This is a genomic window from Arthrobacter sp. NPDC056691, assembly GCF_042791415.1.
In the GTDB taxonomy this organism is placed as follows: domain Bacteria; phylum Actinomycetota; class Actinomycetes; order Actinomycetales; family Micrococcaceae; genus Arthrobacter.
Map to the genome: position 1 here is coordinate 79,758 of NZ_JBHTXX010000002.1, position 15,239 is coordinate 94,996.

15 protein-coding genes are annotated in these 15,239 nt (G+C 65.9%); 4 read left to right on the plus strand and 11 right to left on the minus strand.

Annotated features, from left to right (window positions below):
- The first annotated feature begins 225 nt into the window (after nucleotides 1-225).
- Nucleotides 226-678 carry a hypothetical protein gene (locus tag ACFRAU_RS02320; protein ID WP_377998639.1) on the plus strand — a complete coding sequence of 151 codons (453 nt, stop codon included), beginning with the start codon at nucleotides 226-228 and terminating at the stop codon, nucleotides 676-678.
- Between the two features lie 2 nt (nucleotides 679-680).
- Here ACFRAU_RS02320 and ACFRAU_RS02325 read toward each other — a convergent pair whose 3' ends face one another.
- The 9 genes from ACFRAU_RS02325 to ACFRAU_RS02365 form a co-directional block, all read right to left on the minus strand.
- Nucleotides 681-1,193, minus strand: coding sequence for a gluconokinase (locus ACFRAU_RS02325; RefSeq protein WP_377998640.1), 513 nt, complete (start codon nucleotides 1,191-1,193; stop codon nucleotides 681-683).
- Complete coding sequence (locus tag ACFRAU_RS02330) at nucleotides 1,190-2,311, minus strand: L-idonate 5-dehydrogenase (protein WP_377998641.1); 1,122 nt, start codon at nucleotides 2,309-2,311, stop codon at nucleotides 1,190-1,192. Before ACFRAU_RS02330 ends, ACFRAU_RS02325 begins: the two co-directional genes overlap by 4 nt.
- Nucleotides 2,311-3,081 carry an SDR family oxidoreductase gene (locus ACFRAU_RS02335; RefSeq protein ID WP_377996925.1) on the minus strand — a complete coding sequence of 257 codons (771 nt, stop codon included), beginning with the start codon at nucleotides 3,079-3,081 and terminating at the stop codon, nucleotides 2,311-2,313. The genes ACFRAU_RS02330 and ACFRAU_RS02335 overlap by 1 nt, the downstream gene beginning before the upstream one ends.
- Nucleotides 3,082-3,278: 197 nt before the next feature.
- A complete protein-coding gene (locus ACFRAU_RS02340) occupies nucleotides 3,279-4,220 on the minus strand; it encodes a 2-hydroxyacid dehydrogenase (protein WP_377998642.1) in 942 nt (313 codons plus the stop codon).
- A 75-nt stretch (nucleotides 4,221-4,295) separates the two neighbouring features.
- Nucleotides 4,296-5,051 carry an SDR family oxidoreductase gene (locus ACFRAU_RS02345; RefSeq protein ID WP_377996927.1) on the minus strand — a complete coding sequence of 252 codons (756 nt, stop codon included), beginning with the start codon at nucleotides 5,049-5,051 and terminating at the stop codon, nucleotides 4,296-4,298.
- A gap of 31 nt (nucleotides 5,052-5,082) precedes the next feature.
- Nucleotides 5,083-6,423, minus strand: coding sequence for an MFS transporter (locus ACFRAU_RS02350; protein WP_377996928.1), 1,341 nt, complete (start codon nucleotides 6,421-6,423; stop codon nucleotides 5,083-5,085).
- Between the two features lie 48 nt (nucleotides 6,424-6,471).
- Nucleotides 6,472-7,485, minus strand: a complete 1,014-nt coding sequence (locus ACFRAU_RS02355) for a biotin-dependent carboxyltransferase family protein (protein ID WP_377996929.1) — start codon at nucleotides 7,483-7,485, stop codon at nucleotides 6,472-6,474.
- On the minus strand, nucleotides 7,482-8,207 hold the full coding sequence (locus tag ACFRAU_RS02360) for an allophanate hydrolase subunit 1 (RefSeq protein WP_377998643.1): 726 nt from the start codon (nucleotides 8,205-8,207) through the stop codon (nucleotides 7,482-7,484). Before ACFRAU_RS02360 ends, ACFRAU_RS02355 begins: the two co-directional genes overlap by 4 nt.
- Before the next feature lies 1 nt (nucleotide 8,208).
- Nucleotides 8,209-8,997: a LamB/YcsF family protein gene (locus ACFRAU_RS02365; protein ID WP_377998644.1), complete on the minus strand. Its 789-nt coding sequence runs from the start codon at nucleotides 8,995-8,997 to the stop codon at nucleotides 8,209-8,211.
- 546 nt (nucleotides 8,998-9,543) lie between these two features.
- Between ACFRAU_RS02365 and nac the strand changes: the two genes are divergently transcribed.
- The 3 genes from nac to ACFRAU_RS02380 all read left to right on the plus strand — a co-directional run bounded on the left by nac (nucleotide 9,544) and on the right by ACFRAU_RS02380 (nucleotide 12,933).
- Entirely contained in the window at nucleotides 9,544-10,464 is a 921-nt protein-coding gene (gene nac / locus ACFRAU_RS02370; RefSeq protein WP_377996932.1) for a nitrogen assimilation transcriptional regulator NAC, read from the plus strand.
- Between the two features lie 135 nt (nucleotides 10,465-10,599).
- Nucleotides 10,600-10,833 carry a hypothetical protein gene (locus ACFRAU_RS02375; protein ID WP_377996933.1) on the plus strand — a complete coding sequence of 78 codons (234 nt, stop codon included), beginning with the start codon at nucleotides 10,600-10,602 and terminating at the stop codon, nucleotides 10,831-10,833.
- Between the two features lie 330 nt (nucleotides 10,834-11,163).
- Entirely contained in the window at nucleotides 11,164-12,933 is a 1,770-nt protein-coding gene (locus ACFRAU_RS02380; RefSeq protein WP_377998645.1) for an HNH endonuclease, read from the plus strand.
- A 171-nt stretch (nucleotides 12,934-13,104) separates the two neighbouring features.
- Here the strand turns inward: ACFRAU_RS02380 and ACFRAU_RS02385 are convergent, their stop codons facing one another.
- Nucleotides 13,105-13,782: a 4-carboxy-4-hydroxy-2-oxoadipate aldolase/oxaloacetate decarboxylase gene (locus tag ACFRAU_RS02385; protein WP_377996935.1), complete on the minus strand. Its 678-nt coding sequence runs from the start codon at nucleotides 13,780-13,782 to the stop codon at nucleotides 13,105-13,107.
- 52 nt (nucleotides 13,783-13,834) lie between these two features.
- Nucleotides 13,835-15,043: an aspartate transaminase gene (locus ACFRAU_RS02390; RefSeq protein ID WP_377996936.1), complete on the minus strand. Its 1,209-nt coding sequence runs from the start codon at nucleotides 15,041-15,043 to the stop codon at nucleotides 13,835-13,837.
- Between the last annotated feature and the right edge of the window lie 196 nt (nucleotides 15,044-15,239).

Here is a 15,239-nt window from a genome sequence, read left to right on the forward strand (position 1 = left end):
TCCCGTGGTTTTTTCACTTATCCGCCCGGGTTTTGTGAAAAAAAACCCAAAACCCCTTTTCTTCCCCGGGCCCGCGGGGGGCCCCCCCCGCCGTCGTCCGCTTCCCTTTTATTTGGCTCTTGTCAGCGCAACCGGTGCGTGAGTATGGTGCGGCCAGCCGGACTTTCGGCCGCGCGGACGTTTGGCAGCATAATCCACTCCAACCTGCCTCTAAGGGAGAACCTGATGTTAGGCACTAGAAGCCGCCTCGCCGCCGTCGCACTCGCCGCCGGCCTCATGGGCGTCGCCGCCCCCGCCCACGCAGCCCCCGCGACGCTGGTCAGCGCGGGGCCCGGAATCCTCGTCGCCGACGGCGCCGCCGTCGATATTCCAATCACCTTCGTCTGCGACACCGGCCCCACCCTGACTACCGCCATACCCGTCATCCAGCTCACCCAAAGGGTCAGCGACGGACGGATCGCCGGCGGCATCGGAAACGACCAGCTGAGCTGCACCCGGAAAGCCCAGACCGTCACCATCCGGGTGGTTCCCAACGTGATGGCGTTCAATGAGGGCACGGCCGCGGCCACCATCGTGCTGCAAAGCTGCGACGTGCAGTTCCAGTGCTCCGCCGAAATCATCAACACCGAAGTGGAACTCGCCAAGGGCGCGGGGAACGGGATCCAGCCCCAGAGGTAGGGTCAGGAACGTTCCAGCTCGCGGACGATGCCGTCTACGAGCGTTGCCGGATCGCCGAGGATATCCACGGGAATATGCGCCTCATCGGTTCCCAACGGCTCCAGCGTCGCAAGCTGCGAGGCCAGGAGGCTGCTGGGCATGTATTCGTGCGCCCTGCCGCTGATCCGGCCCGAAATGGTGGCTTCCGCGCCGGAAAGGTGGACGAACACCAGGCCGGGAACGAAGCTGCGCAGCAGGTCGCGGTAGCTCCGCTTGAGCGCCGAGCAGGCGATGATATTCGAGCGGGCTGCGTCGGATGGCGTTGCCAGCGCGGCACCGATCTCTGCGAGCCACGGTGCCCTGTCCTCGTCATTCAAGGGTGTGCCGCTTGCCATCTTGGCCTTGTTGGCGGCCGGATGGAAGTCGTCCCCGTCGAAGAACGGCACGCCAAGCCGCTCGCCCAGCAGCGCGCCGACGGTCGATTTTCCGCAGCCGGAGACACCCATGACAACCAGGGGCGGCAGCTTCGTGATCATGATGCTTCCCCGAAGTTGAGGAGGACTTTGCCGGATTGGGCGGAGTCGCGGGCGGTTTCGAACGCGTTGAGGGCGTCGGTCACGGGGTAGTCGTGGGTGATGACCGGGCCGATGTGCAGGGTGCCGTCGGCGAGGGCGGTGATGACCTCGTCGATTTCGTCGTTGAACCGGAACGAACCTTTCAGGTCCAGTTCCCGGGTGATGGCCAGGGAGATCAGGACCGGCTGCGCCCCGGTGGGCAGCAGCCCGACCATGACCACGGTCCCGCCCCGGGCCGCGCCTTGAATCGCGGAGGCCAGGCCGTGGTGGTTCCCGGAGGACTCGATCACGACGTCGGCCTGCACCGCGGCGATCGCCTCACCGTCGGTGGCGGTCAGGACCTCGTCCGCGCCCACCGCCGCGGCGATCTCCAACGGCCTGGCATGCATATCCACCGCCACGATCCGGGCCGCGCCGGCCCGCTTCAGGACAGCCACGGCCAGCGCCCCGATCGGGCCGGACCCGATCACCAGCGCGGTCTTGCCGGCCACCTCCCCGGCCCGGGCAACCGCGTGCCACGCCACGGACGCCGGTTCGATCAAAGCCGCCGTCCGCAGATCCAGGGTTTCCGGGAGTTCCCGGAGCATCCGGACCGGCAGGGTCACGTACCGGCTGAACGCCCCGTCCGTATGCGGGAACCTCGCCGCGGACCCCAGGTACGTGCACCCCGGGGACAGGTTCGGCCGCTCCGCCGGGTACCGGGCCGTCCCGTCACCCGGCCCCGGGGTGGCCGGATGCACCGCCACCGGCGTCCCCGCCACCGGCCCGGACCCGTCCGCGGCGGCCCGGACCACCCGGCCACTGATCTCATGCCCGAGGACCAGCGGCGCCTTCAGGATCGACTCGCCCGCCGCCCCGTGCAGCCAGTAATGCAGATCCGACCCGCAAATCCCCCCATACAGCACCTCCACCACCGCCTCATCCGGTGCCGGGGTTTTCAGCGGGACCTCATCGACCCGCAAATCCCCCTTGCCATGCGCCACCACCGCCGGACCCGACACCGGCAGCACCGTTGCCGCCGCTTCTGTTTCTGCTGCTGTTTCTGCTGTTTCTGTTTCTGTTGCTGCTGCGTGTGTCATCAGACCACCACCGTCATTCCGCCGTCGATAAAGATTGTCTGCCCGTTCACAAAATCAGACCCCGCCGAGGCCAGCCACACCGCCGGGCCCGCCAGATCCTGCACCGTCCCCCACCGCGCCGCCGGCGTCCGGCCCAGAATCCAGGCATTAAACGCCTCATCATCAACCAGGTTCTGCGTCATCTCGGTATGGATATACCCCGGCGCGATCCCGTTAATCTGCAACCCCGAACCCGCCCACTCAGCAGTCATCGCCCGGGTCAGGTTCCGCAACCCGCCCTTCGCCGCCACATACGGGGCGATCGTGGGCCGGGCCAGATCCGTCTGCACCGAACAGATGTTAATGATCTTCCCGTGCCCCCGCGGAATCATGTGCCGGGCCGCCGCCCGACCCACCAGGAACGCACTGGTCAGATCCGTCGAGATCACCCGCTCCCAATCCGCCACATCCAACTCCAGCATCGGCACCCGGTGCTGAATCCCGGCATTGTTCACCAGCACCTCCAGCGGGCCCACCTGCTCCTCCACCCAGGCAACACCCGCCGCAGCCGCAGCGTCATCCGTGACATCAAACACCACACTATGCACCCGCCCCGGCGCATAATCCGCGGCCATCGCAGCCTCAGCCGCCTTCAACCGCTCCGCATTCACACCGTTCAACACCACCGTCGCACCCGCATCAGCCAGCCCCCGCGCCAACGCGTTACCAATCCCCCGGCTCGAACCCGTCACCAGGGCAACCCGCCCGGTCAAATCAAAAAGTGAAGTCATGAAAAGAAGCAGCTCCTTCGCCGCGGTCTGCGCAGTGCGCTAAATGGTGGTTCCTTGGCGTCCGCCTGGGCCGTTCACCTGGCCGGACGTGCTTTTGGCGCGAACGTACACTTGTGGCCCCATTTGCGGCCCTGCGCGGGGCCCAAGTGTACGTTCGCGCTTGTTGTAGAGGTGGCTGCGTCCTAGAAGGGCTCTGCCTAGAAAGGACCCTGCTGCACGAGGTTGGCGGGGGCTTCTCCCGCGGCCAGGGCTTCGAGCTGCCGCCGCAGGAGTTTCAGGATCCGCGGCTCGAAGGCCGACGTGTTGCCGCCCACGTGGGGCGTGATGAGGGCGTTGGGCGCTGCCCACAGCGGGTGGTCCTGCGGCAGCGGTTCCGGATCGATGACGTCGAGGGCGCACTGCAGGCGGCCGGACAGGACTTCCTTGGTCAGCGCTGCCGTGTCCACCACCGGGCCGCGTCCCACGTTCACCACGAGGGCGCCGTCGGGCAGGGCCGCGAGGACTTCCTCGCCGATCAGGTGGTGGGTGTGGTCGTTCAGCGGCAGCACCGTGACCAGGACGTCGTGCGTTGCGGCAAGCGTGGCCAGGTCCGCGGAGGCGTGGACCTCTCCGTGCTCGTCGGTCCGCGCCGTGCTTCCCACCCGGGTGACCGTGACCTCGAAGGGCTCCAGGCGGCGGGCAATTTCGTGCCCGATCCCGCCGACGCCCACCAGGAGCACGCGGCGGTCCGCAAGGGACAGGCGCCGCTCCGGCCGCCAGAGGCCGTACTGCTGGTCGCGGACGGCCTGGTCGATTCCGCGCAGTTTGGCGAGGATCAAACCCACCGCCAGTTCCGCCGTCGCCGCCGCATGCACGCCTGAGGCGGTCGCGACGCCGGCCGCCGGACCGGCGGCCTCAATCACGCCGTCGTATCCGGTGGACTGCGTCTGGACGAACTTCAGTTCGTCCACCTGGGCGAGCGATCCCAGAACCGCGCCGGCGTTGATGTACGGGAGGATGACGCCGTCGATCTCTCCCAGCGTCGCGTCCTCGGGATCCGATTTCATGTCCCAGACCACGCCCCGCAGGCCCTCAGGAAGTGGTGCGAGATCGGCGAGCAGTTGCCGGTCGGGGAAGCTGACGGTGCGTACTGGTTGCATCGGAAACCTATCGATTCTGTGGATCTGGGGTGGACAGGGTGGGGCCGGCCTTGGGCCGGCCCCACCGTTGGCAGCTTAGGCCTGGCGCCGGTCGAACGTGAGCCCGCCGGGGACCTGGAACGTGGGCATGAGTTCCAGCATGCCAACATTCACGTGGCGCGGTGTTTCGATGGCGTAATCCATGGCGTTGACGATGTCGTCGGTGGTCAGGGATTCGTAGCCCTCGTAGTACGTCTGCCACGCCTCTTCCATGGCCTCGGGCGTGCCGCCCATGTTGCGGCCGAAGATCTCGGTCTCGACGCGTCCGGGGCAGATCTCGGTGACGCGGATGCGCTTGCCCACGGTGTCGTTGCGCAGCTGGCGCGAGATCTGGTGCACGGCCGCCTTGGTGGCGTGGTAGACCGTGTGGCCGTAGAAGTTGTACAGGCCGGCGATGGAGCTGATGTTGATGACATGGCCGCGGTCGCGTTCCACCATGCCCGGCAGGACCAGCCGGGTGAGCTGCAGCAGGCCGCGGAGGTTGACGTCAATGAGTTCGTCGATGTCGTTCTCCGAGGAGTCCAGGATATTGCCGGGCCGGGAGACGCCGGCACAGTTCACCAGGACGTCGACTTCGAGGTGTCCGACGGCGGCTGTGAGGGCCGCGGTGTCGGTCAGGTCGACGATGTGGGGAATGGCGCCGGTCTTGTCGGCCAGGTCCTTCAGGCGTTCCTCGTTGCGGGCCACGGCGTGAACGGTGAGCCCCCGCTTGGTGAGGCGCTCGGCGATCGCGGCACCCATCCCGGTTGAGGCGCCGGTGACGAGGGCGGTTGAGTAGTCTGAAAACGGCATGTAAGTCTCCTGGTTAGTGCAGTGGTAAGTGTTAGGCGTCGCGCAGCGGAAGGTGTGCGCGGTCCTTGACGGTGCTGACGGCCGCCAGCGTGCCCAGCGCGGTGATGACCGCGTAGAAAGCAGGCATGTAGATGTTGCCGGTGGACGAGATCAGCCAGGTCATCAGCAGCGGGGCGGTGCCGCCGAAGAGTGCCGAGGAGATGTTGTAGCCCAGGCCGTAGGCCGAGTACCGGACGCGGGTGGGGAACAGTTCCACGATCAGGATGTGGATCACCGCGGTATGTCCGGCGAAGACGACGGCCATGAGGCAGGCGCCCAGGATGGCCAGGGCCATGTTGCCGGTGGCGATCAGGGCGTAGGAAGGGATGCCGAGGACAGCCATGGCGATTGCCGAGCCGGCGATGACCTTCTTGCGGCCGATGCGGTCGGAGAGTGCGCCCATGAACGGGATGGCGATGCAGATGACCACGAGGCTGCAGGCGGTGACGAGGAGTGCCTCACCGATGGTGAAGTTGAGCTGCTTGCCCTTGAGGAACGTCGGCATGTAGGAGAACAGGACGTAGTAGCCGGAGCCGTTCATGAGCGGGATGAACAGGGCCAGGAGCATAGCGCGGCGGTGTTCGGCGGAGGCGAAGGCTTCCTTGAGGGGGTTCTTGGACAGGCCGCCCTCCTCCTTCAGCTTCACGAAGTTGGGGGTGTCCGCGATGGCCTTGCGGATGTACCAGCCGATGACGCCCATGGGGATGGCAACCAGGAACGGGATGCGCCATGCGAACGAGCCGAAGCCGCCGCCGTCGATCGCTGCCTGCGTGAGCCAAGGCGACATGGAGAACGCAACCAGGGTGCCGGTGAGGAGAGCCGCGAAGGAGGCGATCTGGGCGTAGGAGGTGATGATGCCGCGCTTGCCTTCGGGGGCGTGCTCGGCGAGGAAGGTCATGGCGCCGGCAGCCTCGCCGCCGACGGAGAAGCCCTGCAGCAGGCGGAGCAGCACCAGCAGCACGGGGGCTGCGATGCCGATGGCCGCGTACGTGGGCAGGAGCCCGATGCCGGCGGTGGCGATGCTGATCAGCAGGATGACGAAGACCAGTAGTTTCTGGCGCCCGATCTTGTCGCCCAGGATGCCGCAGACAACGGCGCCCAGGGGGCGGACGAAGAAGGACACGGCGTAGCCGGCGAAGACAAACAGCAGGGCGTTGTCCGGGTTCCCGGGAGCCAGGAACACGAGCGCCAGCGTTCCGGCCATGAAGGCGAAAATGCCGTTGTCGTAAAGCTCCACAAAGATTCCGACGCACCCGGCGGTGACGACTTTCCGGGTCTGCCTCGCATCGAGGCGGTCGTGCTGCGGTGCACTCGCACGCGTTGGTGTAGACATTTTCATTCCTAACTTGGACTTAGTTCGAGGGGAGGTCATCGGTAATCCTTAGCTGCCGGCTGCCGGTACGAGTTCCGGCCAGCCGGGCTCTTTGCCGATGCCAAGGAGGGCGAAGACGGTGCTGACTCGGGAACGGAGGTTTTCCAGTTCCCGTAATGCGGCCCGATGCTTTGCTGTGGCTTCGGGGACGGTGGTCTTGCGGAAGGTGACGGTGTGCCCGGGCCGTGCCTGGGCGAGGGTGTCGAGCGAACGGCTGGTGACCACTGCCAGAACGGGGTACCCGGCGGTGACTCCGCGTCCCCGGTGCAGCACCAGCAGCTCTTCCCTGGAGGGAACCTCGATGGCTCCCACCGGAACGCCGCGCGACAGCACTTCGGCTGACGACTGGCGTTCGGGAAGCGCCCCGCCGAGGCGCAGCCCGATGTGGTTGCTCCGGGCGCTGACGGTGTATTCGGTGTTGTACAGCAGCTCCGCTGTCTCGCCGAATTCTTCAACGTCCGGACCGTCCGTGACGTCAATGACCGCCCGGCTGCTGAACTCCGGCCGGGTCAGCCCCAGCCGGAACAGCGGAAGGTCAAAGTATGGCTGCCGGATGGGTCCGACGCTCGTGGAGGTCTTCAGCTCAGTGCCTTCGGAGAGCCGAAGGCCAAAGCCGATGACCGTATCGGGGGCACAGCTTCCCAGCAGCGCCGGCGCCTCCACCGAACCGTGGACCGCCAGGTAGGCGCGGAGGCCGCCGGTGATGCGGCGTACCGCCACAGTCTCCCCTGCACGGACAGACACCGGTTCCCACTGCGGGCATTCGCGGCCGCCGACCGTGAGGGTCAGCGGTGCGCCGGTGACCGCGATGAGGAGGTCCGTGGTGGCCTGCATCCGGAAGTCGAGTGCTGTGATTTCCAGCAGCGGGGCGTTGTCGGCGTTGGCCGCGAGGATGTTCGCCGCCCGTGCCGAGAACTGGTCCAGCGCCCCGTTGACGGGGAGCCCGAACCGGGGTCCACGGAAGCGGCCCAGGTCCGTGACCACGGAGTTTCCGGGCTGCTGGATGATCAGTGACCCGCTCATCGTGCTGCCTCCAGTTTCCGTCCCGCGTAGTCTGCGAACTCTTCCGGCTGGATCTGACGGAACTTCAGGCGGTCGCCGGGCAGGTAGGGGACCAGCGGTTCACTGGCGGCGTCAAGGACGGTCAGCGGAGTCTGGCCGATGACGCACCATCCGCCGGGGGCCACCGCGGGGGCGATGACTGCCTGCCGGCCGGCGACGGCCACGGCACCCGCCGGAACGGACAGCCGGGGGTCCTTCAGCCGCGGAACAGGGAGCGGAAAGTCGGGGCCGTCCATCATGGGTGAACCCGCCGGGGCACCCAAACAACGGATGACGTAGGACTTGGCAGTGTGGAGCGCGATGATCTCCTCCACGGAGAGCTGCTCGTGCTCGGCAACGCGCTCCAGGTCCGGGCCGTACTCGCCGCCGTAAACCACCGGGACGCTGAACTCGCGGGGCGTGCGGGCGGGTGCGCCGACGTGCTCAAGCTGGCGCAGGCCGAGGAGGACAAATGCCCGGACCTGGCGCGCGGAGGTGACACCGGGGTCAAATTCCACGAGCAGCGAGTCGTACGTCGGCACTGCGCCGTGTACGCCGTCGGCCCCTGCAGTCTCAAGCCACTGCGCGAGGGAATGGACGGTGCTCCAGTTGGCCTCCGTGTCAGCGGAGGAGGCGACGACCCGCAGGGCCGAATCCCCGGACTCGAAGATCTCAACGGGGGTTGGATTTGGGTTGGCAGCCATGTCAGGCGACCTTCACTTTGGCGGCCAGTACCTGGGCGAGAGGGGCGATGGTCACGCCGGCGTTCTCGAGTTCGGCGCGGACCTGGCGGGCCAGCTGCACCGCACCGGGGGTGTCCCCGTGCAGGAGAACGGTATCGGCAACAATCGGCAGGTCCGTGCCGGCGACGGTCTCGATGAGCCCTTCACACACCATGCGGACCGTGCGCTCCACGATGGCGGCGGGATCGTGGATCACTGCGCCGGGGCGGCCGCGGGGCACCAATGTGCCGTCGGCTTCGTAGGCTCGGTCGGCGATGCCAACGATGCCCACCGGGAGCTGCCGTTCGGCGGCAGCGGAGGCCAGTTCGCCGTCCTGTGCCAGGACGATAAGCCCGGGGTTGAGGCGTGCGGCGGCGTCGGCCACGGCTGCTGCGTAGTCGGGGCGGGTGGCGACGAGGTTGCCGAGGCGGCCATGCGGCGCAATGTGGGCGACGCCGGTGCCGTGGTACGCGGCGAAGGCGCTGAGCGCGCCGAACTGGTAGAGGACGTCGTTGCGGACCTCGTCCTCCGTCAGGTCCATGGCGCGCCGGCCAAACCCACGCAGGTCCGGGAAGCTCGGGTGCGCCCCAATGCTGACCCCGCGGCGGACACATTCAGCGACCGTGGCGTGCATGATGTCCGGGTCACCGGCGTGGAAGCCGCAGGCGATATTGGCACTGGAAACCACCTCGAGCAGGGCAGCGTCGTCGCCCATCGAGTAGGCGCCGAAGCCTTCTCCGAGATCTGCGACGAGATCAACTGTGAGTCCCATTATCTGCCTTCCTGGGGTGGATAGCTGCGGCCCGGCCCGCATGGGCAATGGGATCAGCTGCGCTGGTGATGAAGTGTGTCCGAACTGGCCCTGTGCAGGTTCCCGGTTCGGCGCCGCCGGGCAACCGGCTTCTGGAAAAAAGTCTGACACCGGGATTTGGCTCACACAAAGACGTAATCGGTGTCACGGGATAGGTGCTGGTTATGACCGCCGCCGAAGTGGAGTCCATGACCGCCTCCTTTCCACTGAGGAGGGTTCGGCCTTTGGCGGTCCGCCCTCGTTGCTTTGAAGATATGGAGCATTTATTTCCGGAATGTAAAAGAAACCGGCGAGTTCGGTAAAAGCGAATAACATGCAAAATGCATCTGCCCCCATCAGGAATTTGCATGTCACCGGAGGGGATAGAATGTACGCCTAGTGAAATAGCGTTCTGGGTTCAACCTAGTGTCAGCGATGTGGATCACACAAAGACCTATTGCGTATCCCTTCATAGCCACCCGTTATGACCTTCTGTGGGTTCAGGACGCCGCAAAGAGAGAGGGCGCCGTGGACACCAGGAAACTTGCGTACTTCGTACAGATCGTGGACTCGGGGAGCATCACCAAGGCTGCGGCGGCTCTGCATGTGGCCCAGCCGGCCCTGAGCCAGCAGGTTTCGGCGCTGGAAACTGAACTCAAGCAGCGCCTGCTGATCCGCAGCAAACAGGGCGTGCAGCCCACGGCGGCCGGGCACACGCTGTACCGGCACGCCCAGTCCATCCTGCGGCTCGTCGCACAGGCCCGGCAGGACGTTGCCAAGTCCGGGGCCGCGCCGTCCGGCCGGGTGTCCATCGCCATCGCGCCCTACAGCATGGCCTCGAGCCTGACCCCGCAGATCATCAGCGAAGTAGCCCGGCGGTACCCGGACATCGTCCTGCACGTCACGGAAATCTACGGCGGTGTCCTGAGTGAAGCCATCAAGAACGGCCGGCTGGACATGGCCCTCATCTACGAGCCCGGCCCCATCCGCGGCGTCCTTTTCACCACGATGATCGTCGAGGACCTGCACCTCGTGGTCAACGCCGCCAGAACGGATGTGGACGCCGGAAAGGGCGAGATCACGCTGGAGGAGGTGGCCCGCCTCGGGCTCTTCCTTCCCGAGAAGATCCATACCCTTCGCCAGACGGTCGAGGCCGGCTTCGACAGCAAGGGCCTGAAGCTCCAGCTCGTGGGCGAGGTGGAGTCGGTGCCCTCACTGACCCGGCTGCTGCGTGCCGACCTTGGGGCCACCATCCTGCCCAAGTCTGCTGCTGACGCCCTGTTCCATGAGGAGGACTTCCACGTCCTGCGGATCGTCGATCCTGCACTACAGTGCAAGATCGCGCTGTGCACGCCCGACCACGATCCTCTCTCGGAGGCGGCGTCGGCTGTACTCCTCGTGCTGAAGGAAATGCTCCAGGAAATGCTCAGCAATAAGTATGGCCGCTAGGGGTTCATAGGTTCCGCTTATTAGGGCACTCATCATTTGTCTTAGTAACCACTCCCCCGGGATTCTAATATTGGCAGCAAGCCAAGAAATTGCGGAAAAGCACTTTCCACAATCAGAATCAACGGGGAGCCTGCCATGAAAAAGCTCAGCACCATCAGGAGAACTACCGACCCGGCTCTGGGACTTATGGCGAAAACCGGGTCCCACTGCCCCACCAACGGTTTCTGGCGGCCGGAGGACCGGTCCGCAGCTCCGATCTTCGTTTTCGAGGGGAGCATCATGCCGGTCAGCGGCGGTGGTTCGACGGTCTGGTATCTGGAGGACGCCGTCTTCGGCGCCCCGGCCTACGCGGTCCCGCATCGCGTCTGACGGCACTTACCCGCCGGCCTCCCAACTGGATCGCAGATCAGGGCGTTCCCAGGGCTGAGAACGCCGCGAGCTGTCACCTACTTTCCCCGCCCCATGGGGCTGAAACCCCGTACGACGGCGGCGCTGCCGCGGCTTGGGCTTTCTGCCAGGCTGTTTCCCGGGTCCGTTCTCCCAACTGCGTAGCAGATCAGGGCGTTCTGACGGCTGAGAACGCCGCGAGCTGCTACCCAGATTCCGTTCGCGGGTGGAATCAAAAAAATTTTTGGATCACGCCCGCGTCTGGTGCCCGACGGGCTCTTTAATGTCGTACCCCCTTGGCAGACTGTGTTCATGGACGGTAGCGGGAATTCGGCAGTGACAGGAGCGGCGCCGCACGGCGACGACCTGCGTGCTGTCGCGGTTCCCGGCGCCCTTTTTACAGACACGGCCCTTCCCCTCGTCGCGATTCCAGACGGTTGGTTCTCTGACGAGGCTTTTCCGTTCGATGAGTTCGCGGACGACGGATTCCGGGCTGACGGGTTCCTGGAGGACGGGGCTCCCTACGACGATGGCCTCGACACCGAGTATCCGGAATCCTTTCCGGTGGATCCGTTTCCCGAGGCACTGTTTTACGACGCGGTGTTCGCCGGCGGCGCGCCCTCCGTCGCTGATGCGCCTCGGCTGAGTCTCGACACAAGGCTCGCGGCGGCAGAGGTCATCTTGACGGCCGACCTCACCGCCGACGGTCCCGGCCTGATCGACCAGACCCAGGCGCTGGAAAAATTCAAATGCTGGGCCACTGGTCAGCAGGCCCGGCTTGCCGTCACTTTCGAGGTCAGGCACCGCGAGGAACAAGCCGAACGCGGGACACAGGCTGACAGCAGCGCCGTGTCTGCGGAGGACCTGGGCAAGAAACGGCCCAAAGAACAGAACCTTGGGGTGGCGGAGCAGATCGCCCTGGCCCGGGGCGAGTCCCCGCACCGCGGCGGCCGGCTGCTGGGCATGGGCAAGGCCCTGGTGACCGAGATGCCCCACGCCCTGGCCGCCCTGGACACCGGCCAGCTCAACGAAGAACGCGCCATGCACTTCGTCAAGGAAACAGCCTGCCTCACCGTGGAAGACCGGGCCGCCGTGGACGAGGAGCTCGCCGCCGATACCGGGACCTTCAACGGCGTCGGGACCCGCGGCGTCATCGCCGCGGTCAAGGCCGCCTCCACCCGGCGGGACTCCCGCTCGGTCACGCAGCGGGCCAGCCACGCCGCGTCGGAGCGGTCTGTGAGCCTGCGCCCCGCTCCGGACTGCATGACCTACCTGACAGCGCTGCTGCCCGCCCACCAGGGCGTCGCCGCATATGCGGCCCTGACCCGGCACGCCGACACACTTAAGTCCGCCGGCGACCCCCGCAGCCTCGGGCAGATCAAGGCCGACACCCTCGTCGAATGGACCACCGGCACGCCCGGCGGCATCACCGGCATCGACATCAGCCTCGTCATGACCGACCGCACCCTCCTCCAAGGCGACAGCGAACCCGCACGCCTCACCGGCTACGGCGTCGTCCCCGCCCCGTGGGCACGGGAGCTCCTCAATCAGGAAAAGGCACAGGAACAAACACCAGAACACCGACAGGTGCAGGGACAAGAACCTCGGGCCGGCAGCTCAAACACGCCCGACCCAGCCACCGGCCAAAAGGACGCAGGCCAGAAAGCCGTGCAGGAACTGAAGATCTGGCTGCGCCGGCTCTATACCGCCCCGGAAACCGGCGACCTCGTGGCGATGGACTCACGGCGACGGCTCTTCCCGCCACCGCTGCGCCGCTTCATCCAAATCCGCGACAACACCTGCCGCACACCCTACTGCGACGCACCCATCCGCCACCACGACCACATCATCCCCTGGCACGACGACGGCCCAACATCCCTGGCCAACGGCGCCGGACTCTGCGAAGCCTGCAACCACACCAAAGAACTCCCCGGCTGGAAAGCAAAACCCCGACCCGGCCCACGACACACCATCGGAATCACCACCCCAACCGGCCACACCTACCGCTCCACCGCACCGCCGCTGCCAGGGACCAGGGCGCGCGAAACGCTCCAGTCCGAACGGCTCGGCCCAGCGCCGTAGCGGGCGGGCTGGGGCTGGCATGCCGCGTCCCCGGAGCAAAGTGCGGGGGGCAGAGCGCTGCAGCATTAACAGGCCTCAGGCGGGACAGTAGTACTGCCCCGCCTGAGGTGATCGCCGGCGTGCGGTGATGGCCGCAGTCGCCATATAAATTAGGTGACTACCAATAAGCGACTACGCGTGTTCGACCAGCAGGCCCTTGGCCTTCAGCACGTCAGTGAGGTTGCACAGGTCGATGGTGGTTCCACCCGCCTTGTAGAGCTCGATGAGTTCGCGCTCGGCGTCGTCACGCTCCTGCGAGAGGCGGATGACTTCCTCGATCTCGTCCTTGCGGACAACAACAACACCGTCGGCGTCGCCGCGCAGGACGTCGCCGGGGTAGATGATCTCGTCGCCAAAGACCACCGGGTGGTTGATGGGGCCGATGGTCTCCTTAACGGTGCCCTTGATGGACACGCTTCCGGAGAAGACGGGCAGCCCCAGTTCGATGAGGTCCTGGGTGTCGCGGACGCCGGAGTCCGTCACCATGCCCGCCAGGCCCTTGGCCTTCATGGCGTTGCCGAGGACGTCGCCGAAGGTGCCGGCTTCCTCGTACTCCCCTGCCGCCACCAGGACAACATCCCCGGCCTCGGCGTAGTGGATGGCCACCTGCAGCATGAGGTTGTCCCGCGGGGCACAGCGGACGGTGGTGGCCGGGCCGCAGAAGGACATGCTGCGGTCGATCGGCTTGATCTTGGAGCTCAGTGCGCCCTTGCGGCCCTGTGCCTCGTGGATCGTGGCGGACGAGAACTTTGCCAGACGGGCTACGGCGTCGGCGTCGGGTCGTTCGATGTTGGTCTTGACGTGGATCACGGAATTTTCCTTCATTTGGTGGGAGTTAGCTGGGCGCCGGGTGGGTAGGGGTTTAGCTGAGGGCCCGGACGGCCTTGTCGATGGCTGCGATGGACTCTTCAATGACGTCGAGGCTGGTGGCGTAGGAGATGCGGAAGTACGGACCCAGGCCGTAGGCCGATCCCTGGATGACGGCGACGGAGGCTGCCTCGAGAAGGTAAAGCGTGAAGTCCTCGTCGTTGGCGATGACTTTCCCCTCCGGGGTGGTCTTGCCGATGGCACCGCCGCAGTTAACGTACGCGTAGAAGGCGCCCTCCGGCGTCGCGCATGAAAGGCCGTCGACGGCGTTCAGCGCGGCTACCGCCGCGTCGCGACGGCTGCGGTAAACCTCGACGCTCTCCCGGACAAAGGTCTGGTCGCCGGTGAGCGCGGCGGCGCTGGCGGCCTGGCTCACGGAGGACGGGCAGGAGGAGATCTGCGACTGGAGCTTGTTGATCGCTGCGATGAGCGGTGCGGGTCCGGCTGCGTAGCCCAGCCGCCAACCGGTCATGGCGTAGGCCTTCGAAACACCATTGACGGCGAGAACACGGTCCTTCAGCTCCGGCGCAACTTCTACCAGGCTCGAGATGCGGCCGGAGCCGAAGTAGATCTGGTCGTAGATCTCGTCCGTCAGGACGTAGACCTGCGGGAAGTTGGCGAGGACATCCGCCAGGGCCCGGAGTTCGGCCCGGGAGTACACGGCGCCAGTGGGGTTCGACGGGGTGTTGAGGATTAGCCACTTGGTCCGCTCGTTGAGCGCCCCGGCCAGGGTTTCGGGGGTCAGCTTGAAGCCCGACTCCTCGCCGCAGGTGACAACCACCGGCGTGCCCTCGTTCGCGAGCACCATGTCCGGGTAGGAGACCCAGTACGGCGCGGGCACCACAACCTCGTCGCCGGCATCCAGGGAAGCCATGAACGCGGTGAAGATGACCTGCTTGGCACCGCCGCCAATGGTGATCTCTGCCGGGGTGTAGTGAACGCCGGAGCGCAGCTCGATGGTCTGGAGGATGGCCTTCTGCAGCGCCGGCGTTCCGGTGACCGAGGTGTACTTCGTCTCGCCCTTGCTGATGGCCTCAACCGCTGCGGCCTTGATGTGCTCGGGGGTATCGAAGTCCGGCTCACCGACCGTAAGGTCCAGGATCCGGCGCCCTTCTGCCTTGAGTTCACGAACGCGGGCAGCTGCGGCCACGCTGGCAGAAGACTTGATGCGGGACACTCGCGATGCAGGTTCAAATTCAGACATGGTCTCTTCCTAGGGAGTCAGGACGGAGCGATACTCGTTCCTTCGACACTAGGGAATCCCGGCCGGTATGGATAAGACCTAATCTGCGTGGACGGATAAGCGTCTCTTATGGACCGCCGTCGAACGTCCTGCAAAAGAACACCGGCCAAACTTTTTGGTTATGGCTCCACGCACTATAGGTATTTCCGCCCCTCCG

Coding starts and splice junctions, on each gene's coding strand:
- ACFRAU_RS02320 (WP_377998639.1), top strand. CDS start 226: ATGTTAGGCACTAGAAGCCGCCTCGCCGCCGTCGCACTCGCCGCCGGC.
- ACFRAU_RS02325 (WP_377998640.1), bottom strand. CDS start 1,193: ATGATCACGAAGCTGCCGCCCCTGGTTGTCATGGGTGTCTCCGGCTGC.
- ACFRAU_RS02330 (WP_377998641.1), bottom strand. CDS start 2,311: ATGACACACGCAGCAGCAACAGAAACAGAAACAGCAGAAACAGCAGCA.
- ACFRAU_RS02335 (WP_377996925.1), bottom strand. CDS start 3,081: ATGACTTCACTTTTTGATTTGACCGGGCGGGTTGCCCTGGTGACGGGT.
- ACFRAU_RS02340 (WP_377998642.1), bottom strand. CDS start 4,220: ATGCAACCAGTACGCACCGTCAGCTTCCCCGACCGGCAACTGCTCGCC.
- ACFRAU_RS02345 (WP_377996927.1), bottom strand. CDS start 5,051: ATGCCGTTTTCAGACTACTCAACCGCCCTCGTCACCGGCGCCTCAACC.
- ACFRAU_RS02350 (WP_377996928.1), bottom strand. CDS start 6,423: ATGTCTACACCAACGCGTGCGAGTGCACCGCAGCACGACCGCCTCGAT.
- ACFRAU_RS02355 (WP_377996929.1), bottom strand. CDS start 7,485: ATGAGCGGGTCACTGATCATCCAGCAGCCCGGAAACTCCGTGGTCACG.
- ACFRAU_RS02360 (WP_377998643.1), bottom strand. CDS start 8,207: ATGGCTGCCAACCCAAATCCAACCCCCGTTGAGATCTTCGAGTCCGGG.
- ACFRAU_RS02365 (WP_377998644.1), bottom strand. CDS start 8,997: ATGGGACTCACAGTTGATCTCGTCGCAGATCTCGGAGAAGGCTTCGGC.
- ACFRAU_RS02375 (WP_377996933.1), top strand. CDS start 10,600: ATGAAAAAGCTCAGCACCATCAGGAGAACTACCGACCCGGCTCTGGGA.
- ACFRAU_RS02380 (WP_377998645.1), top strand. CDS start 11,164: ATGGACGGTAGCGGGAATTCGGCAGTGACAGGAGCGGCGCCGCACGGC.
- ACFRAU_RS02390 (WP_377996936.1), bottom strand. CDS start 15,043: ATGTCTGAATTTGAACCTGCATCGCGAGTGTCCCGCATCAAGTCTTCT.